This window comes from Microbacterium esteraromaticum, from assembly GCF_017303215.1.
In the GTDB taxonomy this organism is placed as follows: domain Bacteria; phylum Actinomycetota; class Actinomycetes; order Actinomycetales; family Microbacteriaceae; genus Microbacterium; species Microbacterium esteraromaticum_C.
In genome coordinates this window covers 130,522-155,699 of record NZ_JAEMWU010000002.1, presented here as the reverse complement: position 1 = coordinate 155,699, position 25,178 = coordinate 130,522, and the positions used below count along the sequence as shown (strand labels likewise).

The 25,178-nt window shown below is 68.3% G+C and carries 22 protein-coding genes; 6 read left to right on the top strand and 16 right to left on the bottom strand.

The window, feature by feature from the left end; translation table 11 throughout:
• Positions 1 to 28 precede the first annotated feature (28 nt).
• The 5 genes from JF543_RS11965 to gabT form a co-directional block, all read right to left on the bottom strand.
• Positions 29 to 1,501 (bottom strand): NAD-dependent succinate-semialdehyde dehydrogenase, encoded by a 1,473-nt coding sequence (locus JF543_RS11965; RefSeq protein ID WP_206824486.1) that lies wholly within the window; start codon positions 1,499 to 1,501, stop codon positions 29 to 31.
• A gap of 33 nt (positions 1,502 to 1,534) precedes the next feature.
• Positions 1,535 to 3,076 carry an APC family permease gene (locus JF543_RS11960; RefSeq protein WP_179410096.1) on the bottom strand — a complete coding sequence of 514 codons (1,542 nt, stop codon included), beginning with the start codon at positions 3,074 to 3,076 and terminating at the stop codon, positions 1,535 to 1,537.
• Positions 3,077 to 3,085: 9 nt separating this feature from the next.
• On the bottom strand, positions 3,086 to 3,976 hold the full coding sequence (locus JF543_RS11955) for a universal stress protein (protein WP_206824483.1): 891 nt from the start codon (positions 3,974 to 3,976) through the stop codon (positions 3,086 to 3,088).
• A complete protein-coding gene (locus JF543_RS11950) occupies positions 3,973 to 5,331 on the bottom strand; it encodes a flavin monoamine oxidase family protein (RefSeq protein ID WP_206824481.1) in 1,359 nt (452 codons plus the stop codon). The genes JF543_RS11955 and JF543_RS11950 overlap by 4 nt, the downstream gene beginning before the upstream one ends.
• A 97-nt stretch (positions 5,332 to 5,428) precedes the next feature.
• Positions 5,429 to 6,790: a 4-aminobutyrate--2-oxoglutarate transaminase gene (gabT, locus tag JF543_RS11945; RefSeq protein WP_179410093.1), complete on the bottom strand. Its 1,362-nt coding sequence runs from the start codon at positions 6,788 to 6,790 to the stop codon at positions 5,429 to 5,431.
• 99 nt (positions 6,791 to 6,889) lie between these two features.
• Between gabT and JF543_RS11940 the strand changes: the two genes are divergently transcribed.
• The gene (locus tag JF543_RS11940; RefSeq protein WP_347401154.1) at positions 6,890 to 8,395 is read left to right on the top strand and encodes a helix-turn-helix domain-containing protein; all 1,506 of its coding nucleotides are present in this window, start codon (positions 6,890 to 6,892) and stop codon (positions 8,393 to 8,395) included.
• Between the two features lie 39 nt (positions 8,396 to 8,434).
• Here JF543_RS11940 and JF543_RS11935 read toward each other — a convergent pair whose 3' ends face one another.
• Positions 8,435 to 9,886 (bottom strand): XRE family transcriptional regulator, encoded by a 1,452-nt coding sequence (locus JF543_RS11935; protein ID WP_179410091.1) that lies wholly within the window; start codon positions 9,884 to 9,886, stop codon positions 8,435 to 8,437.
• A gap of 144 nt (positions 9,887 to 10,030) precedes the next feature.
• Here JF543_RS11935 and aceB point away from each other — a divergent pair, with 144 nt between their 5' ends.
• From aceB to rraA, 3 genes are all read left to right on the top strand, one after another.
• Complete coding sequence (gene aceB, locus JF543_RS11930) at positions 10,031 to 11,695, top strand: malate synthase A (protein ID WP_179410090.1); 1,665 nt, start codon at positions 10,031 to 10,033, stop codon at positions 11,693 to 11,695.
• Positions 11,696 to 11,744: 49 nt separating this feature from the next.
• Positions 11,745 to 13,340 carry an isocitrate lyase gene (locus JF543_RS11925; RefSeq protein WP_179410089.1) on the top strand — a complete coding sequence of 532 codons (1,596 nt, stop codon included), beginning with the start codon at positions 11,745 to 11,747 and terminating at the stop codon, positions 13,338 to 13,340.
• Positions 13,341 to 13,430: 90 nt separating this feature from the next.
• A complete protein-coding gene (rraA, locus tag JF543_RS11920) occupies positions 13,431 to 13,895 on the top strand; it encodes a ribonuclease E activity regulator RraA (protein ID WP_179410088.1) in 465 nt (154 codons plus the stop codon).
• Positions 13,896 to 13,920: 25 nt separating this feature from the next.
• Here the strand turns inward: rraA and JF543_RS11915 are convergent, their stop codons facing one another.
• Positions 13,921 to 16,329, bottom strand: a complete 2,409-nt coding sequence (locus tag JF543_RS11915) for a polysaccharide lyase 8 family protein (protein ID WP_206824479.1) — start codon at positions 16,327 to 16,329, stop codon at positions 13,921 to 13,923.
• Between the two features lie 103 nt (positions 16,330 to 16,432).
• Between JF543_RS11915 and JF543_RS11910 the strand changes: the two genes are divergently transcribed.
• The gene (locus tag JF543_RS11910) at positions 16,433 to 17,635 is read left to right on the top strand and encodes a pyridoxal phosphate-dependent aminotransferase (protein WP_206551488.1); all 1,203 of its coding nucleotides are present in this window, start codon (positions 16,433 to 16,435) and stop codon (positions 17,633 to 17,635) included.
• A 95-nt stretch (positions 17,636 to 17,730) separates the two neighbouring features.
• Here the strand turns inward: JF543_RS11910 and JF543_RS11905 are convergent, their stop codons facing one another.
• The 4 genes from JF543_RS11905 to JF543_RS11890 form a co-directional block, all read right to left on the bottom strand.
• Complete coding sequence (locus tag JF543_RS11905) at positions 17,731 to 18,867, bottom strand: UDP-N-acetylmuramate dehydrogenase (RefSeq protein WP_206821867.1); 1,137 nt, start codon at positions 18,865 to 18,867, stop codon at positions 17,731 to 17,733.
• A 16-nt stretch (positions 18,868 to 18,883) separates the two neighbouring features.
• Complete coding sequence (locus tag JF543_RS11900; RefSeq protein ID WP_206824478.1) at positions 18,884 to 19,285, bottom strand: MaoC/PaaZ C-terminal domain-containing protein; 402 nt, start codon at positions 19,283 to 19,285, stop codon at positions 18,884 to 18,886.
• Positions 19,285 to 19,749 (bottom strand): FAS1-like dehydratase domain-containing protein, encoded by a 465-nt coding sequence (locus JF543_RS11895; protein ID WP_206821865.1) that lies wholly within the window; start codon positions 19,747 to 19,749, stop codon positions 19,285 to 19,287. The genes JF543_RS11900 and JF543_RS11895 overlap by 1 nt, the downstream gene beginning before the upstream one ends.
• Before the next feature lie 73 nt (positions 19,750 to 19,822).
• On the bottom strand, positions 19,823 to 20,620 hold the full coding sequence (locus JF543_RS11890; RefSeq protein WP_274367563.1) for a sulfite exporter TauE/SafE family protein: 798 nt from the start codon (positions 20,618 to 20,620) through the stop codon (positions 19,823 to 19,825).
• A 127-nt stretch (positions 20,621 to 20,747) separates the two neighbouring features.
• Here JF543_RS11890 and JF543_RS11885 point away from each other — a divergent pair, with 127 nt between their 5' ends.
• Positions 20,748 to 22,319 carry an AMP-binding protein gene (locus JF543_RS11885; RefSeq protein WP_206824477.1) on the top strand — a complete coding sequence of 524 codons (1,572 nt, stop codon included), beginning with the start codon at positions 20,748 to 20,750 and terminating at the stop codon, positions 22,317 to 22,319.
• A gap of 77 nt (positions 22,320 to 22,396) precedes the next feature.
• On the opposite strand, the gene rplQ is transcribed toward JF543_RS11885, so the two are convergent.
• The 5 genes from rplQ to rpmJ all read right to left on the bottom strand — a co-directional run bounded on the left by rplQ (position 22,397) and on the right by rpmJ (position 25,121).
• Positions 22,397 to 22,903, bottom strand: coding sequence for a 50S ribosomal protein L17 (rplQ, locus tag JF543_RS11880; RefSeq protein WP_179410081.1), 507 nt, complete (start codon positions 22,901 to 22,903; stop codon positions 22,397 to 22,399).
• A 35-nt stretch (positions 22,904 to 22,938) separates the two neighbouring features.
• Positions 22,939 to 23,928: a DNA-directed RNA polymerase subunit alpha gene (locus tag JF543_RS11875; protein WP_179410080.1), complete on the bottom strand. Its 990-nt coding sequence runs from the start codon at positions 23,926 to 23,928 to the stop codon at positions 22,939 to 22,941.
• A gap of 110 nt (positions 23,929 to 24,038) precedes the next feature.
• Positions 24,039 to 24,437: a 30S ribosomal protein S11 gene (rpsK, locus tag JF543_RS11870; protein ID WP_071644012.1), complete on the bottom strand. Its 399-nt coding sequence runs from the start codon at positions 24,435 to 24,437 to the stop codon at positions 24,039 to 24,041.
• Positions 24,438 to 24,464: 27 nt separating this feature from the next.
• Positions 24,465 to 24,839, bottom strand: a complete 375-nt coding sequence (gene rpsM, locus JF543_RS11865; protein ID WP_179410079.1) for a 30S ribosomal protein S13 — start codon at positions 24,837 to 24,839, stop codon at positions 24,465 to 24,467.
• A gap of 165 nt (positions 24,840 to 25,004) precedes the next feature.
• Complete coding sequence (rpmJ, locus tag JF543_RS11860; RefSeq protein WP_071644008.1) at positions 25,005 to 25,121, bottom strand: 50S ribosomal protein L36; 117 nt, start codon at positions 25,119 to 25,121, stop codon at positions 25,005 to 25,007.
• Between the last annotated feature and the right edge of the window lie 57 nt (positions 25,122 to 25,178).

The following is a 25,178-nucleotide window of genomic DNA, read 5'->3' as shown; positions in this document are numbered from 1 at the left end:
GTCGGTTCCTCGCTTCGTGTGTGGTGGCTCACGCCGGGATGAGCGTGTACTTGGTGGACAGGTACTCGTGGATGCCCTCGAAGCCGCCTTCGCGGCCGATGCCGGACTGCTTGACGCCGCCGAAGGGTGCCGCGGCGTTCGAGACGACGCCCACGTTCAGCCCCATCATGCCCGTCTCAAGCGCCTCGATCATGCGGTGTCCGCGCGCGAGGTCCTGAGTGAAAACGTACGAGACCAGCCCGTACTCGGTGTCGTTGGCCAGGCGCACGGCCTCGGCCTCGTCGGCGAAGGTGGCGATGGCCAGCACGGGTCCGAAGATCTCCTCGCGCAGGATGTCGCTGCCGGCGACCACGTCGGTGAGCACGGTCGGCTGGTAGAACGTTCCGGTGCCCTCGACGGCCGCGCCGCCGGCGAGCACACGGGCCCCGCGCTCAACAGCATCGCCGACGAGCTCGGCGGCCTTGCCGACGGCATCCGCGTCGATCAGCGGGCCGATGGTGACGCCCTCTTCGGTGCCGCGTCCGATCTTCATCGCCTGCACGCGCTCGGTGACCCGGCGCGCGAACTCCTCGGCGATGTCCTCGTGCACGATGAACCGGTTCGCGGCCGTGCATGCCTGGCCGATGTTGCGGAACTTCGCGGCCATCGCACCGTCGACAGCCTTGTCGAGGTCAGCATCCTCGAAGACGACGAACGGCGCGTTGCCGCCGAGCTCCATCGACACGCGCAGCACGCCCTGAGCGGCCTGCTCGATGAGCTTCTGGCCGACGCCGGTCGATCCGGTGAACGAGAGCTTGCGCAGGCGCGGGTCGGCGATGATCGGCGCCGACAGCTTCGACGACGACGAGGTCTGCACCACGTTGACGACACCGGCAGGCAGGCCCGCCTCTTCGAGCAGACGGGTGAAGAAGATCGTCGTCAGCGGGGTCAGTGCCGGCGGCTTGATGACCACGGTGCAGCCCGCGGCGAGCGCAGGGGCGATCTTGCGGGTCGCCATCGCGAACGGGAAGTTCCACGGCGTGATGAAGAACGACGGTCCGACGGGACGCTGCGAGACGATCATGCGTCCGGTGCCCTCAGGGCTGGTGCCGTAGCGACCCGTGATGCGCACGGCCTCCTCGCTGAACCAGCGCAGGAACTCACCGCCGTAGACGACCTCGCCACGGGCCTCGGCCAGCGGCTTGCCCATCTCGAGGGTCATCAGCAGCGCGAGGTCCTCCTTGTGCTCCTGCACGAGGTCGAAGGCGCGGCGCAGGATGTCGCTGCGCGTGCGGGGCGGGGTCGCCGCCCACGACTCCTGCGCGGCGACGGCCGCGTCGAGCGCGCGGATGCCGTCGGTCGGCGTCGCATCGGCGATCGAGGCGATGACCTCACCGGTCGCGGGGTCGCGCACGTCGAAGGTGCGGCCCTCTTCGGCGTCGATCCACTCGCCGCCGATGAAGAGACCGGTGGGTACCCGGCCGAGCAGTTCCTGCTCGTTGGATGCGAGTGCTGTGCTCATGGGTGGTTCTCGATTCTGTGTGGGGAGGGTGGGTCAGCGGCGGCGCAGGCTCGGCGGGGCGTCGATACCCAGCGTCTCACCTCGGAAGAAGGCGGGGCGGCGGATCGCGTTGATGATCATCACCACGATCCCGACCCCGATGATGAGCATGCCGAGGATGAAGACGATGCCGACTCCGCCGATCTCGGTGCCCGAGCCGTAGGCCGGGTCCATCGAGTCGATCAGCGTGGTGAAGAACAGCACCGCGAGCAGGATGCCGCCGATGAGCGGGAACAGGAAGGTGAAGAACACGTTGCGCGCCGAGTCGAACCACTGCTTGCGGAAGTACCACACGCACGCGAACGCCGTGATGCCGTAGTAGAAGCAGATCATCATGCCCAGCGTCAGGATGGTGTCCCACAGGGTGTCCTCGCTGACGACGCGCATGATCGCGTAGAACGCCGAGGCGACGATGGCCGACACGATCGTGGCGTAGCCGGGGGTGAAGAAGCGCGGGCTGACCTTGGCGTACGCCGAGGGCAGTGCCCCGTAGTGCCCCATCGCCAGCAGCGTGCGCGCAGGACCCACGAATGTGGACTGCAGCGACGATGCCGAGCTGGTGAGCACGGCCAGCGATACCAGGAACGCCAGCGGGCCGAGGATCGGTCCCGACAGGTGGAAGAAGACGTTCTCCTGGATGCCCTCGTTGCCCAGCCCCAGCTCACCGGTGCCGACGCCGGCGTACATGATCATCGCGACCGACAGCAGCAGGTACAGCGACACGATGGTCAGCACGGTCACGGTCGCCGCGCGTCCCGGCGTGCGCTCGGGGTCCTTGGTCTCCTCGTTCATCGTCAGGGTGACATCCCAGCCCCAGAAGATGAAGATCGACAGCGACAGGCCCGCCGCGAACGCGCTGAACGACGAGACCTCGAACGGGTTGAACCAGGACGGATCGAACGGCTGGAAGTCGAAGCCGTTGCCCGAGACGGCCTGGCTGATCGCGGCGACGGCGAAGAACACCAGCACGAGCAGCTGGAACCCGACCAGCCAGTACTGCAGTTTCTGCGTGGTCTTCATGTCGCGGTACGAGATGAAGGTGGCGCCGAGCATGAACAGCAGGCAGACGGCGATGTTGATCCAGGTGATGCCGGCGAGGTCGGCGATGGCGGGATCGCGGGTGATCTGCGACAGCAGCAGGAACAGGAAGTCGACGGCGACGCCGGCGAGGTTCGACAGCACGAGAATGGTCGCGACGACCAGTCCCCATCCGGCCATCCACCCCACCCAGGGGCCGAAGGCGCGGGCCGCCCACGTGAACGAGGTGCCGGCATCCGGCATCTGGCGGTTCAGCTCGCGGTACCCGAAGGCGACCAGCAGCATCGGGATGAAGCCGACGAGGATGATCGCGGGGATCTGCGATCCGACCTCGGATGCTGTCGGTCCGACGGCCGCGGTGAAGGTGTACGCGGGCGCGATGCACGAGATACCGATCACGACGGCTCCGAGCAGACCGACGGTGCCGCTGCTCAGACCCTTGCGGGAGATACCGGTGGTGACCGGGTCCGGCACGACGCTGTGCGATTTCTGGGACATGCTGTGGCCTCAGGCCTTTCCGGTGCCGCGGGTGCGGGGAACGACGATCATGGGGACGGGCAGCTCGTGCAGCATCTTGGCCGCGGTCGAGCCGAGGAACAGCCGGCGCGGTTGCGCGAGCCGACTGGAGCCGACGAGAACGATCTCGCCCGGCTCCCACGGCAGGTGAGCGACAGCATCCTCGACGCTGTCTCCGGTCGCGCGCTCAACGGTCGCCTCGACGCCCGCGGGCAGCGCCTCGCGCGCCTGCGCGAGCACATCGCCGCCGTGCGAGTTGCGCACGAAGGTGATGGCGGCGGTGTCGAGTCCGGCCGGGGTGTCGAACGGGACGAGCGAGATCAGCCGCAGTGATCCGCCGCTGGCTCGGGTGAAGGCGACGGCCTCCTCCAGGAGGACGTCCGAGCCCTCCCTGGTGCCGATCGCCGCGCTCACTCGCGTGATGGGCAGGGCGAGATCGACGTCCTCTGCCGAGCCGGCCGTCGCCAGCGCGACGGGGATCGGCGACGAGTGCACGAGGTCGGATGCCACCGAACCGAGCCGGTGCCGACCGAAGGCGCTGGTACCGGCGGCCCCCACGACGATCAGTCGCGCGTCGAACTCCTCGGCGGCGGCGATGAGTCCCGCCGCGAAGGAGTCACCGAAGCGCACATGCCCCATGCGCTCGATGTCGTCGGTGATCGTGGCGGATGCCGTCCGCAACCACTCCTGCGCCTGGCGGCGGATGTGGTCGACGTAGGCGCGCTCGGGCGGCACGGCGGCGTTGCGGGTGCCCTCGGCGGGCAGCACGACGACCAGGTCGAGGCGCATGCCGAGGCCGCGGGCCAGGCGCACGCCCAGTGCCAGGGCGTCGGCGCCGGCCGGCGTCGCGGTGTATCCGATGACGATCGACGAAGGGCTCATGCGCGGCTCTGCTCGATGATGCGGGTGGCCGCCAGACGACCCATCCGGATGGCGCCGTCGACGTGCTGGTAACCGGCACCGGCCATGTCGGAGCAGGCGAAGTGGATCGGCCCGACGGGCGTGCGCAGGTCGCTTCCGTAGCGGTGGAGCCCGCCCATGTCGAAGCTGGCGGCGTACGCGCCGCGGGTCCATTCCTCGCTGCCCCAGTCGCTCTCGTAGTACACGACCGGGTTCTTCGCCTCGGGACCGTAGTAGTGCGACAGCGACTCCAGGATGCGCTCCTTGCGCTCCTCGGCCGACAGGGTGAACAGGTCGTCGGCGTTCTGGTCGCTGACGAAGCCGACGAGGGTGCCGCGCTCGTCGCCGTGGTTGGTGTTGTCGTAGGCCTCGTGCGAGAGCTCGTACGGGCTGAAGGCGGTGCCGCTGAGCCCCTGCTCGCGCCAGAACGGACGATCGTAGACGGCGTGCACCTTGATGACGAAGCCCATCGACAGGTGCTGGTGCAGCTGGTGCTGCCGGCGCGGCAGTGCGGGCACGAACGAGATGCGGTCGTACAGCACCGGCGCGTGGGCCAGGATCGCGAAGCGGGCACGGACGGTGGTGTCGTCGGTGGTGGCGGTCACGCCGGCATCGCCCCACTCGAGCGAGCGCACCGGCTGGTTCAGCAGCACGTCCTCGGCGAGGCGCTCGGCCAGCAGCAGCGGGACCTGCTGGAGTCCGCCGACCACACGCTTGTCGAGGATGAAGTCGGCGTCGACGAGGTTCGAGTACGACCCGGCGGATGCGGCCATCAGCAACGACTGCAGGAGCGAGAACGTGTGCGTCGGCTTGGTGAGCATGGCCGATCCGGTGGCGAAGGCGAGGTTGCGAACGGCCTCGTCGTCGTCGGTCTGCGAGCGCAGCCAGGCGTCCCACGTGACGGCATCCCACTCGGCGGCGTTCGGGTGCTCCCACGGGCTGTCGGGGTCGATCTCGGCGACCATCCGGTCGAGGCGCTCGGTGATCTCGTCGATCACGCGCTCGGTCTCGGGGGCGACCGGGAACATCTCACCGGTGAACCGGCTGACGGTGCCGTCCGGTCCGATGTACACGCTGTCGCCCTCGCGGTAGCGACTGTACGTCTCCAGTCCGAGCTCGTCGATCGTCTCGATGAGGGCATCCTGATCGGGCGAGACCCACTGTCCGCCGATCTCGAGCATCGCGCCGTCGATGACGTCGGTCCACAGGCGGCCGCCGACGCGGTCACGCGCCTCGAGGACGGCCACCGACAGGCCGGCCTTGCGCAGTTCGTTGGCCGCGGTGAGCCCGGCTGCGCCGGCGCCCACGATCAGCACGTCGCGGTTGATCTCGGTCATGTGCACTTTCCTTCGTTCTCGAGGCCGTTCTCGGAGCATGTTGTGTGTGCCGGCCGCGGCCCGATATCCCCCGATACGGGCCGCGGCCGGCAGTCTGTTAGGCCGAAGCCAGGGCGTCGGCGACGACGTCGATGCCTTCGCCCAGCAGCTCGTCGCTGATCGACAGCGGCGGCAGGAACCGGATGACGTTGCCGTAGGTGCCACAGGTGAGCACGATCACACCAGCGGCGATGCAGGCCTTGGCGACGGCAGCGGTCAGTGCGGCGTCCGGCGCGTTGGTCTCGGGGTCGACGAACTCAGCGGCGATCATTGCGCCGTGGCCGCGGACGTCGCCGATGCGGGCGTCGGATGCCTGCATCCGGGAGAGCCGGTCGGTGAGCAGCGCGCCGATCTGCTGGGCGCGTTCGATCAGTCCTTCGTTCTCGAAGGCGTCGATGGCGGCGAGCGCGGCGGCGCACGCGATCGGGTTGCCGCCGTAGGTGCCGCCGAGGCCGCCCGCGTGCGAGGCGTCCATGATCTCGGCGCGTCCGGTGACGGCCGCCAGCGGCAGGCCCGCGGCGATGCCCTTGGCGGTGGTGATCAGGTCGGGCTCGATGCCGAAGATCTCGCTGGCGAACATCGCCCCGGTGCGGGCGAAGCCGGTCTGCACCTCGTCGGCGATGAACACCACGCCGTTGGCGCGGCACCACTCGGCGATTGCGGGCAGGAACCCGTCGGCGGGCACGATGAAGCCACCCTCACCCTGGATGGGCTCAATGATGACAGCGGCGAGGTTATCGGCGCCGATCTGCTTCTCGAGCTGCAGGATGGCGCGGGCCGCGGCCTCCTGGCCGCTGAGGCCGTCGCGGAACGGGTACGACATCGGTGCGCGGTACACCTCGGGGGCGAAGGGACCGAAGCCGCTCTTGTAGGGCATCGACTTGGCGGTCAGCGCCATGGTGAGGTTGGTGCGGCCGTGGTACCCGTGATCGAAGGCGACGACGGCCTGGCGGCCGGTGTGCTTGCGGGCGATCTTGATGGCGTTCTCGACGGCCTCGGCGCCCGAGTTGAACAGCGCGGTCTTCTTGGCGAAGTCGCCGGGGGTGACGCGGTTGAGTGCTTCGGCGACGTCGATGTACGACTCGTAGGGCGAGACCATGAAGCAGGTGTGCGTGAACTGCGCGGCCTGCGCCGCGACGGCCTCGACGACCTTCGGGTGTGCATTGCCGACCGAGGTCACTGCGATGCCCGATCCGAGGTCGATGAGCGAGTTGCCGTCGGCGTCGACGATGACTCCGCCGCCGGCGGCGACGGCCGCGATCGGGGCGGTGTGTCCGACGCCCGCGGGAACGGCCTGCGCCTTGCGGGCGAGGATCTCCGCCGAGCGCGGACCGGGAAGAGCGGTGACGACGCGGCGCTCCTGGGGAAGGCCGGGGCCGCCGACGGGAAGGGCTGCGGAATCTGCGTCGGAACGAGTCATGATGGCGACTGTACGAGCCGCAGACGCCCGATGCACTCGCCGAAGCGTACAATTCTGCCAAGGCGTTCGCCCTGACGTCTACCAGCTTGAGAGGTGGCCGTGGACGATCCCACCCTGCGCACTCTGTTGCGCCGACGTGACCTCGAACTGACGCTCCTGTCGCCCACGGAGGCCAAGGTCGGCGATCGCCTCGATCGTCCCCTGCGGTGGGTGCACAGCTCGGATCTCCTCGACCCGACCCCGTTCCTCGCCGATGACCTGCTGCTGCTGACCACGGGCACCCAGCTCACCGACGGCGACGCGGCACAGGCGCAGGCCTACGTGACCCGACTCGCCGATCGCGGGGTCGCCGGCCTCGGGTTCGGCGCCGACGTGCACCACGCCGGCGCTCCCAGCGAGCTCATCGCCGCATGCGCCGCACTGGGGATGCCCCTGTTCGAGGTGCCCTACCGCACACCGTTCATCGCCGTGGCAAGGGCGCACGCCGAGGCGATCGCCGCTCAGGCGTACGCCCGGCGCTCCTGGGCACTCGATGCGCAGCGAGCACTCGCGATCGCCGCACTGCGACCCCGCGGACTCGAGTCGACGCTGAGCGAACTGGCCCGCCGGATCGACGTCTGGGTCGGGATGTTCGATGCGGGCGGAGCGCTCACGCACGAGCATCCGCCGCGATCTCTCGCCGAGCCCGCTGCTGCCGACCTGTCGGCACACGTGGGCGAGCTCCTTGCGCGCGGCGCGCAGGCCGCCCAATCGGTCACCGCCGACGGTCAGCCTTTTCTGCTGTTCACCCTGGGGCGCGGCGGCCACCTGCGCGGCGTGATCGCGCTGGCCACCGACGCCCTCGACCCCGAGGCGCGCACGGTGGTCACCTCGGTGATCGCGATGGCGGGCCTGGCCAGAGAGCAGAGCGAGCAGCTCAACCGCAGCCGGGCGCGATTACACAGCCAGGTGCTCCAGTCGCTCCTGCGAGACGACCCGGCGCTGGCGCGCCGCGTGCTCGGCTCACTGCCCGTCGCGCCCGTCCTGGTCGGTGTCGCCTCGGCGGATGCCCCGGCCGAGGCGATCGTGGAATGGTGCGAACGCCGCCGCTTGGAGGACGGCCTGGCATACTTCGGCGCGGCCGCCCCCAGTGGCATGGTGCTGGTCGTCTCCGCCGCGCAGGAACAGGTCTACGCTCAGATCGCCGATCGCTTCTCGGTGCAGTGGGGGGTTTCGGCGGCGGACGGGTACGGGTCGTTCGCGCGCATGCACGAGCAGGCGGTGTTCGCGCTGGGCCGCAGCGACGATGCGGTCACCCGCTATGCGGACACGGCGAGCGCGAGCATGATCGGCGCGCTCAGCACCGACGAGGCACGCCTGGTCGCCGAGTCGCGCCTGGCCCCCATCCGGCAGGTCGACGCCGCGTCGGGCAGCGACCTGGAACGCACCCTGCGCGTCTGGCTGGAGCACGACGCCGTGCTCGATGCGTCCGCGAACGCGCTCGGCGTGCACCGGCACACCCTGCGCAGTCGCATCGCACAGGCATCCGCGCTGCTCGGCGTTGATCTGGCGACCTTCCCGGCCCGCGCCGAGCTGTGGATCGCCCTGCACGCCGCCGGCGAGTGAGCGGCATCCGCCCCGCCTGAGCGAGCGTGCCGCGGCCGCTCAGGCCGGCGCGTGCGCCTCGAGGAACTCGTACACGTCGGTGCTGTCGACGCCGGGGAACGCGCCGGTCGGCAGGGTGGCCAGCAGCGTGCGCGGCGTGCGGACGTTCGGCCAGGAGTGCTGCCGCCAGCGCTCCTCGAGTTCGGCGGGAGCACGGCGACAGCAGGTCTCGACCGAGTGCTTCGACACGCCGCGATTGTTCGTGTCGCGCCCGACGAACCAGCGGGTGTCGTCGAAACGCACCCCCACGCTCACCGAATGCAGGCCTTCACTGGAGGGCTCGACGCGGGCCGTGCACCAGTACGTGCCGTTGCCGGTGTCGGTGTACTGGTAGTACGGGTTGAAGCGGTCTTCGACGTCGAACACCACCCGGCTCGTCCAGCGACGGCAGCACATCTGGCCCTCGATGGATCCGAGACGGTCAGTCGGAAAGTTCACGTCGTCGTTCTCATACGCCTTGGTGATCGTTCCCGACTCGTGCACCTTCAAGAAGTGCACCGGGATGTCGAGGTGCCGCGTGGCGAGGTTCGTGAACCGGTGCGCCGCCGTCTCGTACGACACCGAGTAGGCGTCGCGCACGTCTTCGATCGAGATGGCGCGACGCGACTTCGCCTCCTGCAGCACCGGCACCACGTGCGCCTCGGGCACCAGCAGCGCGCCGGTGAGGTAGTTCGTCTCGACCCGCTGACGCAGGAACTCGGCGTAGCTGCGCGGTTCCCCGTGGCCGAGGATGCGACTGGACAGGGCCTGCAGCACCGCGGTACGGGCGTCGCCCTTGGCGGGGATGCTGCTGGAGAGGTACAGCCGCCCGTGCGCGAGATCGGCGACGCTGCGCGTCGTCTGCGGCAGGTCGGGCGCGTAGTGCAGGGTGAAACCCAGGTGCGCGGCGATCTCGGATGCCGTCCGCTGGGTGATCGGACCACCGGGGTGCCCGACGGCGGCCAGGATCTGCGCGGCGTGCTGCTCGAGCTCGACGAAGTAGTTGTCCTGCGTGCGCATCAGATGACGCAGCTCGACGTTGGCCCGCCGCGCCTCTTCGGGAGTCGCCGACCGTTCATCGCGCAACCGTTCGATCTCGCCGTGCAGCGCGAGCATCGCCTCGAGCGCCTCATCGGGGATCGTCTTGGCGATGCGGAACGCCGGGATGCCCAGCGCCTGGAAGGTCTGCCCCTTCATAGCGCGTTCCAACGCGATCTCGCGAGTGCTGCGCTCGTCGAGCGGCTCACCCTCGAGCAGACCATCGAGGCCCGTGCCCAGCGCACGGGCGATCGACTGCAGCAAGGTCAGCTTCGGCTCGCGCTTGCCGGTCTCGAACATCGACACCTGGCTGGGTGCACGATCGATCCGTGCCGCGAGGTCTTCGAGCGTCATCCCCTGCGCGGTGCGCAGCTGTCGGATGCGGCGCCCGATCGTGAGGGCGTCCGGTTCTTCTACCGCTTCGGGATGACTCATGCCGAGCAGTCTGTCACAAAAACAGAAATTCCATCAAACTTCTCTCCTGATTTGGTCGGCGCTGGGGCCATTCCTCTCCCAGAGTGGATGTCAAGCCACCCCGGCCGAACACCAGCGACCGACATCTCACGGAGGAGACAGATCATGACCGCTCCCACTGCGTCACAGACCACGCCGATCCAGGATGCCGGCGTCGCCGTCGGCGCACACCAGGGACCGGCGATCCACATCACCGGACCGATCCACGAGCGGTTCGACGAGATCCTCACCCCGGCGGCTCTGGCCTTCATCACCGAGCTGCACCACCGCTTCTCGAACCGCCGCCATGACCGGCTCGCCGACCGCATGCGCCGCCGGTTCGAGATCGGCAACGGTCACGACCCGCGGTTCCGCGAAGACACCCGCCACATCCGCGAGGACGCCGACTGGCGCGTCGCCGGCCCCGGCCCCGGCCTGGAGGACCGCCGCGTCGAGATCACCGGCCCCACCGACCCGAAGATGACCATCAACGCCCTCAACTCGGGCGCGCGGGTGTGGCTCGCCGACCAGGAGGATGCCACCAGCCCGACCTGGCAGAACGTCATCGGCGGTCAGCTGTCGCTGCGCGACGCGATCCGCGGCGAGCTCTCGTACACCTCTCCCGACGGCAAGGAATACCACGTCACCGCCGAGCGCACGCCCACTATCGTGATGCGTCCCCGCGGCTGGCACCTCACCGAGAAGCACGTCGACTTCACCGACCGCACCGGTCGCACGATGGCGGCCTCGGGCTCTCTGGTCGACTTCGGTCTGTACTTCTTCCACAACGCGCAGGCCCTGATCGACGCCGGCCGCGGCCCGTACTTCTACATCGCCAAGCTGGAGTCCAGCGAAGAAGCCCGCCTGTGGGACGACGTGTTCACCTTCGCCGAGGAGTACATCGGCATCCCGCACGGCACGATCCGCGCCACCGTCCTGATCGAGACGCTGCCGGCCGCATTCGAGATGGACGAGATCCTCTACGTGCTGCGCGACCACTGCGCCGGACTCAACGCCGGCCGTTGGGACTACATCTTCTCGATCATCAAGACCTACCGCGGCCGCGGCGCACGGTTCGTGCTGCCCGACCGCAGTGAGGTCACCATGACGGTGCCCTTCATGCGCGCCTACACCGACCTGCTCGTGCAGACCTGCCACAAGCGCGGCGCCCACGCGATCGGCGGCATGAGCGCGTTCATCCCGAACCGCCGCGACCCCGAGATGACCCAGCAGGCACTGCAGAAGGTCGCCGCCGACAAGCGCCGCGAAGCCGGCGACGGATTCGACGGCACCTGGGTCGCCCACCCCGACCTGATCCCCGCGGCACGCGCCGAGTTCGACGCCGTGCTCGGCGACCGTCCCCACCAGGTCGACCGCCAGCGCGACGATGTGAACGTCACCGCCGCTCAGCTGCTCGACCTGCGCATCGGTCGCCCGATCACCGCGCGCGGTGTCTACGACAACGTGTCGGTGGGCATCCGCTACATCGAGGCCTGGCTGCGCGGACTGGGCGCCGTCGCCATCGACGGGCTGATGGAGGACGCCGCCACCGCCGAGATCTCGCGCTCGCAGGTGTGGCAGTGGATCCAGCAGGACCGCACCACCGAGGACGGCACGCCGATCACGGCCGCGTACGTCGAGGACATCATCACCGACGTGCTGGCCACCGTTCCCCGCGGTGACGAGGACCGGTACGACGACGCGGCAGAGATCTTCCGCGAGGTGGCGCTGCAGGAGACCTTCCCGGCCTTCCTGACCCTGCCCGCCTACTCCCGCCACCTGACCGACTGACCACCGCTGAACGCACCGGAACACCAGCATCCCAACGAAGGAAGACGACATGACCCGCTACCAGGATGACATCGCCGCCGTCCAGGCGCTGAAGGACGAGCAGGGCTCCCCGTGGAGCGCGATCGACCCCGAGTCGGTTGCCCGCATGCGCGCACAGAACCGGTTCCGCACCGGACTCGAGATCGCCCAGTACACCGCCGACATCATGCGCCGCGACATGGCCGAGTACGACGCCGACTCGTCGCTGTACACCCAGTCGCTGGGCGTCTGGCACGGCTTCATCGGGCAGCAGAAGCTGATCTCGATCAAGAAGCACCTGAAGTCGACGAACAAGCGCTACCTGTACCTGTCCGGCTGGATGGTCGCGGCGCTGCGGTCCGAGTTCGGCCCGCTCCCCGACCAGTCGATGCACGAGAAGACCGCGGTGCCGGCGCTGATCGAAGAGCTCTACACGTTCTTGCGTCAGGCCGACGCCCGTGAGCTGGACCTGCTGTTCACCCAGCTCGACGCCGCGCGCGCCGCTGGCGACGAGACCGCCGCCGAGTTCATCCAGTCACAGATCGACGAGTACGAGACCCACGTCGTGCCGATCATCGCCGACATCGACGCCGGCTTCGGCAACCCCGAGGCGACCTACCTGCTCGCCAAGAAGATGATCGAGGCGGGTGCCTGCGCGATCCAGATCGAGAACCAGGTCTCGGACGAGAAGCAGTGCGGCCACCAGGACGGCAAGGTCACCGTGCCGCACGAGGACTTCATCGCCAAGCTCAACGCGGTGCGCTACGCCTTCCTCGAGCTCGGCATCGACAACGGCATCATCGTCGCACGCACCGACTCTCTCGGCGCCGGGTTGACGCAGAAGCTCGCCGTGACGACCGAGGTCGGCGACCTCGGCGACCAGTACAACTCCTTCCTCGACGTCGAGGAGATCGCCGACGGAGACCTCGGCAACGGCGATGTCGTCATCAAGCGCGACGGCAAGCTCATGCGGCCGCGTCGCCTGGCCAGCAACCTGTACCGGTTCCGCGCCGGCACCGGTGAGGAGCGCTGCGTGCTCGATTGCATCACGTCGCTGCGCAATGGTGCCGATCTGCTGTGGATCGAGACCGAGAAGCCGCACGTCGAGCAGATCGCGGGCATGGTCGACGCGATCCGCGAGGTCATCCCGAACGCGAAGCTGGTCTACAACAACAGCCCGTCGTTCAACTGGACGCTGAACTTCCGTCAGCAGGCCTACGACGCACTCGCCGAGCAGGGCGAGGACGTCTCGGCCTACGACCGCAGCGCCCTGATGAGCGTCGAGTACGACGACACCGAGCTGGCCCGCCTGGCCGACGAGAAGATCCGCACGTTCCAGCGCGACGGTTCAGCGCGCGCCGGCATCTTCCACCACCTCATCACCCTGCCGACCTACCACACGGCCGCCCTGTCGACCGACGACCTCGCGAAGGGCTACTTCGGCGACGAGGGCATGCTCGCCTACGTCAAGGACGTGCAGCGCCGCGAGATCCGCGGGGGCATCGCCACCGTGAAGCACCAGAACATGGCCGGTTCCGACATCGGCGACAACCACAAGGAGTACTTCGCCGGTGACGCCGCTCTCAAGGCAGGCGGCCAGCACAACACCATGAACCAGTTCAGCTGACACGGCTGACCTGACTCACCGAGAGGTCGGATGCCACGGCATCCGACCTCTCGTCTCTTTCCGCTATCACCCCGCAGACAGGACGCCTCGATGACTTCCACCGCAGACCTCTACGACGAGCACGGCGACGCCCTGCAGTCGCTCCCGCTTCAACTGCGCTCCTTCGGCGGGGTGACCGCGTTCGAGGGCCCGATCCGCACGGTGCGCTGCTTTCAGGACAATGCGCTCGTGAAGACGCTGCTCTCCTCCCCCGGTGACGGTGCCGTGCTCGTCGTCGACGGCGCCGGCTCGCTCGGCACCGCACTGATGGGTGACATGATCGCGCAGCTCGCGGTGGATGCCGGCTGGGCCGGCGTCGTCATCCACGGCTGCGTGCGCGACAGCGCCGCAATCGCGGGGATGCCGCTCGGAGTGAAGGCGCTGGGCACCAACCCGCGCAAGAGCGCCAAGGACGGCGTCGGCGAGGTCGATGTCACTGTCGAGTTCGGCGACGTCGTCTTCCGCCCCGGCGCCCGGCTCTATGCCGACGAGGACGGCATCCTCGTCGAGCGCTGAGATAGCACCGGTATCCGTGGCGTGCTCAGCGTCGATGCACCGAGAAGCGCAGCGACCTGCCCGCGGTGCCGCGGGTATCGACGCGCAGTCGTACCTCGGATCGGACGCGGGTGAGCGAGACGCGGTCCGCGTCCGGCCCGGACACGCGGTCACCGGCGATGCCGACCAGCACGACGTCCAGGGCGTCCTGAGTCTGGGTGGGGTCGGCGAGAGACACCTCCAGACCGGTCGGGATCTTCTTGAGGATGAGCGTCGCGCTCGATGAGATCCGCACCCTGTCGAACGCGGCGCCTGCCCACACCGCGGCGCAGATCGCGCCGGAGGGCAACCGCACCGCCTGCACGGCGGAGTCGTTGCGCAGCACCCGCACGCCGAGGTCGCCGGCGCGGGCGGCAGTCTGCGCCGCGTCGGCACCCGGCAGCAGTGCATAGGCGTACGTCGACGCATCGGTGGCATCCGGTCCGTGCGTGTACGCCAGCGTCGCGTACTGACGGCGACGCACCTGCTGTGTCTCGGGCACCGAACGGGTCGCGTTGTCGGTCCATCGACCCTGCCGCTCGACCAGCTCGGCGCGCAGGGCGGGCGAGCCGGGGAGGAACACATAGCCGCCGACGTCGGCGAGGTGCGCCCAGCGCGCGCCGCGCAGAGTGCGCGGGGCGGTGATCGCCTCGCCGTCCACGGTGAGTGTGCGCGGAGTGCCACCGAGGTTTCGGTGTTCGACGACCGTGCGCACCTCGGCCCCGCTGCGCGACGAGATGTCGCTGCCGAGCGCGACGACGAGATCGTCCTGGAAGAACCACGCCTTGCGGGCGACGAGTCCGGTTCCGCCCGGCGCGACCAGGTGCATGGCCGAGACCGCGAACTCGTCGAGCGTCGCGCCGCCCGTCCACTCGTTCGCCGGGGTCGTCTCACCCCATTGCCCTTCCGGATTGTCCGGCAGCGGAGTGAGATCTACGGTGGCACCGACAGGCGCCTCGAGGTCGGATGTCGCCCAGAAGTGATCGTCGAAGTGCGTGTCGTCGTCAGCGAGGTAGAGATAGGTCATCCCCTGGCTGGTCTTGACACCCCGCATGTTCTCGGCGCCCGTTCCTTCGTGCCACGCGATCCGGTTCGAGCACATCGCGACGCATAGTGCCCAGGAGCCGTCGGTCGAACGGTACACAAGACGGTCCATCGCGGGGAAGAACCGCGGGCCGGTGGCATCCGGTCTGGCTACGACCTCGGCGTCGAGTAGCTCCGCGACCAGTGCACGGCGGCCGATCTTCGTCGACTCGGCGATGTCGGCGGCAGCGTTCGACTCGATCCACTGCCGGCACAGACCCCGCCATCGTGCCGCGGTATCGGGGTCGGCGGCCTTCGCCAGGCGCAGCGTGTGCTCGATGAGCTCGTCACCATTGTCCTTGCTGCGCAGGGCATAGCGTGCGACCGCACGCCCTCGCACCGCGTCCATCATCTGCCCGTTGAACATGAAGGGCGCGAACGACCCCTCGATCACACCGGTGAGATTACTGCGCGTGGGGTCGACGATGGGGAAGTCGGAATCGGCGAGCAGGGCGAACAGCTTCGACAGGCCGCCCAGCAGTACAAGACCATAGGTGCCGGTGTAGCCAATGGTGGACTGCTGCACAAACGAGCCGTCGGCGAAGAAGCCGTTGCCCTCGGTCACGTACTGCCAGGTGGGGCTGAGCGCGTCGACCGCCGCGCGCAGCAGCGGCTCATCGGGCTGGACGACGGCGCGCACGATGACGGCCTGGCAGATATCGACGCGGTTGGCGCCGTTGGACTCCTGCACGCCGCTCGGATGCTGCTGGAGTCGGGGGTCGCGCTCGGGCAGGAAATGATCGAACGCCACGCAGTAGCGGTCGATGTCGGCCTGATCGAGCTCGTCGCGGATCAGCGCCATGACATTGGCCAGGGGTTGCGCGGCACCGATGTTCCACGACCACCAGTTGCCCCACCACGCGGTGCCGGGGTGGTAGATCTGTTCGTGCATGTGCGCAAGCCCCGTGCGCACCGCATCGAGCACCTCGGACGACCCCTCGTGCGTCGAGCCGGGGGTGGCCCACGCCGTGGCGAGTTTCTCAAGGTTGACGTAGTTCAGCCGCATCTGGTTCGAACGCAGCAAATCCGTGGCGCCAACCGTCCAGTCGGTCGAGGTGAAGTACCGGGTGCCGGTGGGGGCGATCTGCTGCATCAGCGCAGTGGTCCCCCGGTCGAGCGCGGCGATGGCGTCGTCGAACCCTGTCGGATCGGCGGTGATGATCGATCGGCTGGTGAGCGCGTCGACCCAGCGCGCACGCAGCGCTTCCGTCCCTCCCGCGATGGACAGCGGCGGGGGCGCCGCGCCGGCGCTGCTCGGCAGCAGTCCGGGGATCAGCGACGCGGCGAGCGCCGTGCCTCCGAGCTGCAGGAATCCGCGTCTGGTCGTGTGCATTCGAGCTCCTTCGGTCGCGCCGGCCACAGCCGATCGCCGCCGACGCTACGAGCAGCGCGGGAGAGGATTCAATGAGTAGCGCCACCCGAGTACGATCAAGATCGTGACCGAACGCGCCCCTCTCTCCCGCAAGCTGTCCGCCATCGCCGAGTCCGCCACGCTGAAGGTGGATGCCAAGGCCAAGGCCCTCAAGGCCGAAGGCCGCCCCGTGATCTCGTACGCGGCCGGCGAACCCGATTTCGCGACGCCGCAGTTCATCGTGGATGCCGCCGCCGAGGCCCTCGCCGACCCGGCCAACTACCGGTACACGCCGGCGGCCGGACTTCCCGCGCTGCGCGAAGCCGTCGCCGCGAAGACGCTGCGCGACTCGGGCCTTGAAGTCTCGCCCTCGCAGGTGCTGATCACCAACGGCGGCAAGCAGTCGGTGTACCAGGCCTTCCAGACCGTGGTGAACCCCGGCGACGAGGTGCTGCTGCCCGCGCCGTACTGGACCACCTACCCCGAGGCGATCCGCCTGGCGGACGGCGTGCCCGTCGAGGTGTTCGCCGGCGCCGACCAGGACTACAAGGTCACCGTCGAGCAGCTCGAAGCCGCGCGCACCGACCGCACCACAGTGCTGGTGTTCGTTTCGCCGTCGAACCCGACCGGTTCGGTGTACTCGGCCGACGAGACCGCCGCGATCGCCGCCTGGGCCGTCGAGCACGGCATCTGGGTGATCTCGGATGAGATCTACCAGAACCTCACCTACGACGGCGTCAAGGCCACCTCGATCGTCGAGGCGCTGCCCGAGGTCGCCGGTCAGACGATCCTGGTCAACGGCGTCGCCAAGACGTATGCGATGACCGGTTGGCGGGTGGGCTGGATGGTGGGGCCGGCGGATGCCATCAAGATCGCCGCCAACCTGCAGTCGCACCTGTCGAGCAACGTCAACAACGTCGCGCAGCGCGGAGCCATCGCTGCATTGACCGGGCCTCAGACCGAGGCCGAGCAGATGCGCGAGGCGTTCGACCGCCGTCGCCGTCTGATCGTGTCGGAGCTGTCGAAGATCGACGGGCTCGTGGTGCCCAACCCGCAGGGCGCTTTCTACGTGTACCCCGATGTGCAGGGCCTCCTCGGCCGAACCTGGGGCGGTGTGACTCCCACGACGTCGCTCGAGCTGGCCGATCTGATCCTCGAACAGGCCGAGGTCGCCGTCGTCCCCGGCGAGGCCTTCGGCCCGTCCGGCTACCTGCGCCTGTCGTACGCGCTCGGCGACGACCAGCTGCTGGAGGGCGTGCAGCGCCTGCAGCGCCTGTTCGCCTCCTGACCCCGCGCGTCGACACCCCCGTTCTACCGCCGAGACCCCTACGTAGCTGCGCAGCCACGTAGGGGTCTCGGCGTGAACTGGGGGTGTCGGCGGCGTCAGAGCTCGACGCCCACCAGAACCGGCTCGGGCTGCAGCAGCAGACCGTACTCGGCGTGCACGCGACTCTGCACGAAGCGGGCGAGCTCGCTCACCTCAGCGGCGGTCGCACCGCCGCGGTTGGTCACCGCGAGGGCGTGCTTCGTCGAGATGCCCGCGCGCGAACGCGGCAGTTTGAAGCCCTTGCGGATGCCCGAGTTCTCGATCAGCCATGCGGCGCTGACCTTCACCATGCTCGCGGGCCGCTCGGCGCGCGGGCTGAGCCCGTAGTAGTCGTCCAACGGAATCACTGTCATCGCGTCGAGGTCGGGCTCGACCTTCCACCGCGGGCATTCCGCCGGCAGCGTGCGCGCCACGGCCTCGGACACAATCGCGTTCTGGAAGAACGACCCCGCGCTACGGGTATCGGGATCGGCCTCGTCGAGCAGCATCCCCTTCATCGCACGGGTCTCGAGGATCCGCGCGCGCACCCAGCTCAGCGGCACAGGCTCGTAGTCCTCCAGGCCCAGGGCCCGGCGCAGCTGGTCACCGCGCACGACGCGTCCGCCATCGCCCGTCACAGCCAGGTCGAGGGTCACCGAGAGGATGACGGCGCGGCGCTCCTGCACCTCGCCGTAGTGGTGCTTGAGCACCGAGGTACGGAACCCCAATCCGAGTTCGGCGGCCGGAACCACGACGGCGTCGTCGGCGTGCTCGTCGATCAGCTCGACCTCGACGAGGGTCTCCTGGATCTCCTGCCCGTAGGCGCCCACGTTCTGCACGGGAGCCGCACCGACGGTCCCGGGGATACCACTCATCGCCTCGATGCCCGCGTATCCGCGCTCGACCGCGTAGGCGACCAGGTCGTCCCACGAATGCCCCGCCTGCACACGCAACCGGATGCGGCCCTCGTGCGGCGACGGCAGCTCCTCGATACCGGTGGTGAGGATGCGGATGACCGTGCCGTCGAACGGCTCGTCACCGACGAAGAGATTGGATCCCCCTCCCAGCACGAACCACTCGCCTCCCTCCTGCCACACCTCGCGGAGAGCGGAGATGAGCTCGGGGGTCGTGGTGGCATCCAGCATCCGATGCGGGGCGGCGCCCGTCCGCAGGGTGGTCAGCTCGCGCAGGGCGATGGGTTCGATCTCTGTCATCTCAGCCGACGCCCCTTCAGAGCGCGACGCGCAGCTGGGCCTTGGCGAGCACCGTGGTCTCGGCGGCCTTCACCGTGAGATCGATGCGCGCCGAGGTCTCATCGGCAGCGCCGACCTTGGCGAGCACGTGCACATCAGCGCCATGCTCGGGATCGACGACGACCGGCTTCGTGAAGCGCACCCCGTAGTCGATCACACGGACGTCGGCGGGAAGCGCGGCCAGCACCGTCGACGAGGCCAGCCCCATCGTGAGCATGCCGTGCGCGAGCACGCCGGGAAGGCCGACGGCCTCGGCCACATCGTCGCGGTAGTGGATCGGGTTGAAATCACCGGATGCCCCGGCGTAACGCACCAGCGACTCACGTGTCAGGTGCACGGTGCGCTCGGCGACGATGTCGCCAACGGTGTACTCGGCCATCACTTCGCCTCCTCGTCGGTAGCTTCCGAGCCCACCAGCAGAACGCTGGTGGCGGTGACGACGTGCGCGCCGTCGCCATCGGTGATCGTCGCGTCGCTCGTGATCATCGCGTTGCCTCCGAGAGTGCGGATGCCCGTGACCGCCAGCTGCGCGGTCAGCTCATCGCCCGCGACGATCGGACGCGTGTAGGCGAACCGCTGCTCGGCGTGGATCGTACGGGCGAGCACGATCCCCGAGTCGGGCTCGGCGAGCAGCTGCTGAAGAGTGAGGTCCTGCACGACCATCGCGAAGGTCGGCGGCGCAACGACGTCGGCATAGCCGGCCGCGCGGGCCGCCTCGACGTCGGTGTGCTGAGGAGCATCCGCGAAGACTGCGCGGGCGAATTCGCGCACCTTCTCTCGTCCGACCAGATACGGGGCCGTCGGCGGGAACTCCCGGCCGACCAGTTCGTTGTTCACAGGCACCCCTCAATCCTACCGAGCGTGCCTCAGAAGCGCCGGTGCCCACGACCGGACAAACCCTCCAGCGCGGGCGAGATCAGCGCCGGCGTCCGCGGATGGCCTTCACGCTCATCTGCACCGCGATGAACAGCAGGTAGCCCGCGAAGAGCATGTTGCCGACGAACGGATCCACGATCGTCGCCAACCAGGCGCCCAGCGCCGTCGTCGTGCAAGCGGCGAGTCCGATGATGCCGGCCGCCAGCAGGTCGACGTTGCCGTGACGCAGGTTGCCGATGGTCCCCGAGATCGCGGTGGGGATCATCATCAGCAGCGACGTGCCCTTGGCGACCAGGTCACTGGTGCCGAAGACGAGCATCAGCACGGGCACGACGACGACGCCTCCGCCGACGCCGATGAGCCCGGCGATGATGCCGGTGCCGACGCCGACACCCGCGAGGCCGATGCCGTTGCCCCACCCGAGCACGAGCTCAGCCTCGCGCGACGGGATCACGACGAACAGGCTGACGATGACCGCGACGAGGAACGCCACGAAGCCCCAGCGCAATGCCGACTGTGAGACCTTCGGCAGCAACCAGGTGCCAATCTGCGCCCCCACGACAGCGCCTCCGGCCAGGATGAGCGCCGGGATCCAGGCCACCGCATCGGCCAGGGCGTACGAGATGACACCGATGCTCGCCGTCGGCACGATCGCGGCGAGCGACGTGCCGGCACCGCGGCGCTGACCATAGTGCAGCATCAGCACGAGCAGGGGCACGATCACCGTTCCGCCGCCGACGCCGAACAGCCCCGAGAGGAGGCCCGCCAGCAGTCCGATGAAGACGAAGGTGAAGTACGCGCGAGGCTCTCGGGTGATGGACAGATCCTCTTCAGTCACACGGTCAACACTAAACCCGCGCGCTGTGTCTGTTGCGCACGGGGTCGGCGCCCCGCAGGTTCGGCATTGCGTGTCACAGCATGAGAGACTGAGTCCCACATCGGACGCGCGATCGAAGGAGATCCCCATGCGCAGCACACTTCCCGACATCGAGATCCCGAACACGTCGATCCACGAGTACCTGTTCGCCGATCTCGACGAGACTCAGCTGGATGCCGTCGCGATCGTCGACGGCACGAGCGGCGCCGAGACGACGTACCGACAGCTCGTCGCCCAGATCGACCTGTTCGCGGGTGCTCTCGCCGCCCGTCGCATCGGGATCGGCTCACGCATCGGCATCCTCTGCCCCAACATCCCGGCGTTCGCGACGGTCTTCCACGGCATTCTGCGTGCCGGTGCCACCGCGACGACCATCAACTCCCTGTACACGGCCGACGAGATCGCGAACCAGCTTGAGGACGCCGGTGCGGAGTGGCTGATCACCGTCACACCGCTGCTCGCGGGCGCGAAGGCAGCCGCCGCGCAGCGCGGTATTCCCGACGACCGGCTCATCGTGCTCGACGGAGCAGAGGGCCACCCGGACCTGCGATCCCTGCTGGCAGAGGGCCACGCCGCACCGGACGTCGTCTTCGACCCGGCGACGCATCTCGCTGTGCTGCCCTATTCATCGGGGACGACGGGTCGCCCGAAGGGCGTGATGCTCACACACCGCAACCTGGTCGCGAACGTTGCCCAGTGCCGCTCCATGCTCACCGTCGGCGAGCAGGACCGCATCCTCGCAATCCTGCCGTTCTTCCACATTTACGGAATGACGGTGCTGCTGAACTTCGCGATCCGTCAGCGCGCCGGACTGGTCACCATGCCGAAGTTCGACCTACCCGAGTTCCTGCGCATCATCCAGGAACACCGCACGTCTTGGGTGTTCATCGCTCCGCCGGTCGCGGTGGCGCTCGCGAAGCACCCCATCGTCGACCAGTACGATCTGTCGTCGGTGCGCGTGATCTTCTCGGGGGCGGCGCCGCTGGACGGTGCACTGGCGGCCGCGGTCGAGCAGCGCCTGGGCTGCAGCGTGGTGCAGGGTTACGGCATGACCGAGACGAGCCCGGCGGCCAACCTCATCCCGGCCGAGCGCACTGACATCGACAAGTCGTCGATCGGCCCGCTTGTCCCCAACACCGAGGCCCGTATCGTCGACCCCGAGACCGGCATCGACGTCGACGTTCCCGCCGATGGCCCCAGCGCCGCCGGCGAACTCTGGTTGCGCGGCCCGCAGATCATGAGCGGCTACCTGAACCGCCCCGAGGCGACCGCCGAGATGCTCGACGTCGACGGTTGGCTGCACACCGGTGACATCGCGACCGTCACCTCCGACGGCATCTTCCGGATCGTCGACCGCCTGAAGGAGCTCATCAAGTACAAGGGCTACCAGGTAGCGCCCGCCGTGCTCGAAGCACTCCTGCTCGAGCATCCGCTCATCGCCGACAGCGCCGTGATCGGTGCCTACGACGAGGATGGCCAGGAGATCCCGAAGGCTTTCGTGGTGCGTCAGGCGGATGCTGATCTCAGCGCCCAGGATGTGATGGACTTCGTCGCAGCGCGCGTCGCCCCGCACGAGAAGGTGCGCCAGGTCGAGTTCATCGAGACCATCCCGAAGTCGAGCGCGGGCAAGATCCTGCGCAAGGAGCTTCGCGCCGCGTAACGCTTCACTACGCCAGCGGATGCGAAGAAGCCCGCCACCCCAGAGGGTGGCGGGCTTCTTACAACGCGTGGAGGGCCTTACTCGGCCTTCTCCTCCGCGGGTGCCTCAGCAGCGGCATCCTCGACGGGAGCCTCGACGGTCTCCTCGGCGGGTGCCTCTTCGACCTTCTCAGCCTTGGGCGCTGCGGCCTTAGCGGCGGGCTTGGCCTTCTTCTTCGGCGCGACGGGCTCGAGAACGAGCTCGATCACGGCCATGGGCGCGTTGTCACCCTTGCGGTTGCCGACCTTCGTGATACGGGTGTAGCCACCCTCACGCTCGGCGACCAGCGGGGCGATCTCGGCGAACAGAACGTGCAGGGCGTCCTTGTTCGAGCGCAGCACGGTCGCTGCACGGCGGCGTGCGTGCAGGTCGCCACGCTTGCCGAGCGTGATCAGACGCTCCGCGAGCGGACGCAGGCGCTTGGCCTTCGTCTCGGTCGTGCGGATCGACTTGTTGGTGAAGAGCGCTGCCGCGAGGTTCGCGAGAAGAAGGCGCTCGTGTGCGGGGCCGCCTCCGAGGCGGGGACCCTTGGTGGGCTTGGGCATGTTCGTCTAGCTCCTGATCAGGAAGAGGTCGGGTTTCAGAAGGACTCGTCTTCGCCTGCGCTGTAGAAGTGGGCGCCGTCGAAACCGGGCACCGAATCCTTCAGCGACAGACCGAGCGAGACGAGCTTGTCGCGCACCTCGTCGACCGACTTCTGTCCGAAATTGCGGATGTTCATCAGCTGCGTCTCCGAAAGGGCGACCAGCTCCGAAACGGTGTTGATGCCCTCACGCTTGAGGCAGTTGTACGAGCGCACCGACAGATCGAGGTCCTCGATCGGCATGGAGAGCTCGCTGGAGAGCACGGCCTCGACCGGCGCGGGGCCGATCTCGATGCCCTCTGCTTCGGTGTTCAACTCGCGAGCGAGACCGAACAGCTCGGTGAGGGTCTTCGCGGCCGATGCGACGGCGTCGCGTGCGCTGATCGCCGACTTCGTCTCGACATCGAGCACCAGCTTGTCGAAGTCGGTGCGCTCACCGGCACGGGTGGCGTCGACACGGTAGCTGACCTTGAGCACCGGCGAGTAGATCGAGTCGATCGGGATCTGGCCGGCCTCGGCGTACTCGCTGCGGTTCTGCGCAGCCGAGACGTAGCCGCGGCCACGCTCGATGGTGAGCTCGAGCTCGAAGCGAGCGGTGTCGTTGAGCGTCGCGATGACCAGCTCGGGGTTGTGCACCTCGACACCCGCCGGAGCGGAGATGTCAGCGGCGGTGACCTCGCCGGCGCCCGTCTTGCGCAGGTACGCGGTGATGGGCTCGTCGCGCTCGCTGGAAACGACCAGCTGCTTGATGTTCAGGATGATCTCGGTGACATCCTCCTTCACACCGGGGATCGTGCTGAACTCGTGCAGCACGCCGTCGATGCGAATGGTGGTGACCGATGCGCCGGGGATCGACGACAGCAGACTGCGGCGCAGCGCGTTGCCGATCGTGTATCCGAACCCGGGCTCCAGCGGCTCGATGACGAACCGGCTGCGGTTCTCGGAGATCTTTTCCTCGGTGAGAGTGGGACGCTGTGCGATGAGCACTATGTGTTCCTTTCGATCACATGCCCGCTATATGACATGTGTGGGTGAGGTCTTGAGTTGTGGACCTGCCCGCCCGGCGCCTGAGCGGCGCCGGGCGGGCAGGGACGAGATCAGACGCGGCGGCGCTTCGGCGGACGGCAGCCGTTGTGAGCCTGCGGCGTCACGTCCTGGATCGAACCGACCTCGAGGCCAGCGGCCTGCAGCGAGCGGATCGCGGTCTCACGACCCGAGCCCGGGCCCTTGACGAAGACGTCGACCTTCTTGACACCGTGCTCGGCGGCCTGGCGGGCAGCCGACTCGGCGGCCATGCCGGCCGCGTACGGGGTCGACTTGCGCGAGCCCTTGAAGCCCACGCCACCCGACGAGGCCCAGCTGATGACAGCGCCGGACGGGTCGGTGATCGAAACGATGGTGTTGTTGAACGTCGACTTGATGTGGGCCTGGCCCAGCGCGATGTTCTTCTTTTCCTTGCGGCGCGGCTTGCGCGCGGCGGCCTTGGGTGCAGCCATGAAAGTGTTCTCCTATTCCCTGGCCGCTTAGCGGGCCTTCTTCTTGCCGGCGACGGTGCGCTTCGGGCCCTTGCGGGTACGCGCGTTGGTCTTGGTGCGCTGACCGCGCACCGGAAGGCCACGGCGGTGACGCAGACCCTCGTAGGAGCCGATCTCGACCTTGCGGCGGATGTCGGCGGCGACCTCGCGGCGCAGGTCACCCTCCACCTTGTAGTTGCCTTCGATGTGGTCGCGCAGTGCGACAAGCTGCTCGTCGGAGAGGTCCTTGACGCGGATCGACTCGTCGATCTCGGTCGCCTGAAGGATCTCGACGGAGCGGGTACGGCCGATGCCGTAGATGTAGGTGAGGGCGATCACCACGCGCTTGTCGCGCGGGATGTCAACGCCGGCAAGACGTGCCATGCGGTATCTCCTGGAGTGAGGTGGAGGTGTGGAGCAGAGTCCGTTCCCGGGCCTCCAACCCGGGGTGTCCCCCGCCTGCGCGGGATCCGACCTGCCTGTTCATTTCCCGGTCGTGGAGTGATGCACTCACTCGACGACCGGAGTATTCAGTTGTGGAGCTGGTGCTCAGCCCTGGCGCTGCTTGTGGCGCGGGTTGCTCTTGCAGATCACCATGACGCGACCGTGACGACGGATCACGCGGCAGTGGTCGCAGATGGGCTTGACGCTGGGGTTGACCTTCATAGTGCTTCCTGTTCGCTGTCTTCGTGCTCTCTCGTGCCGAGCCCCGTCACAGGGACT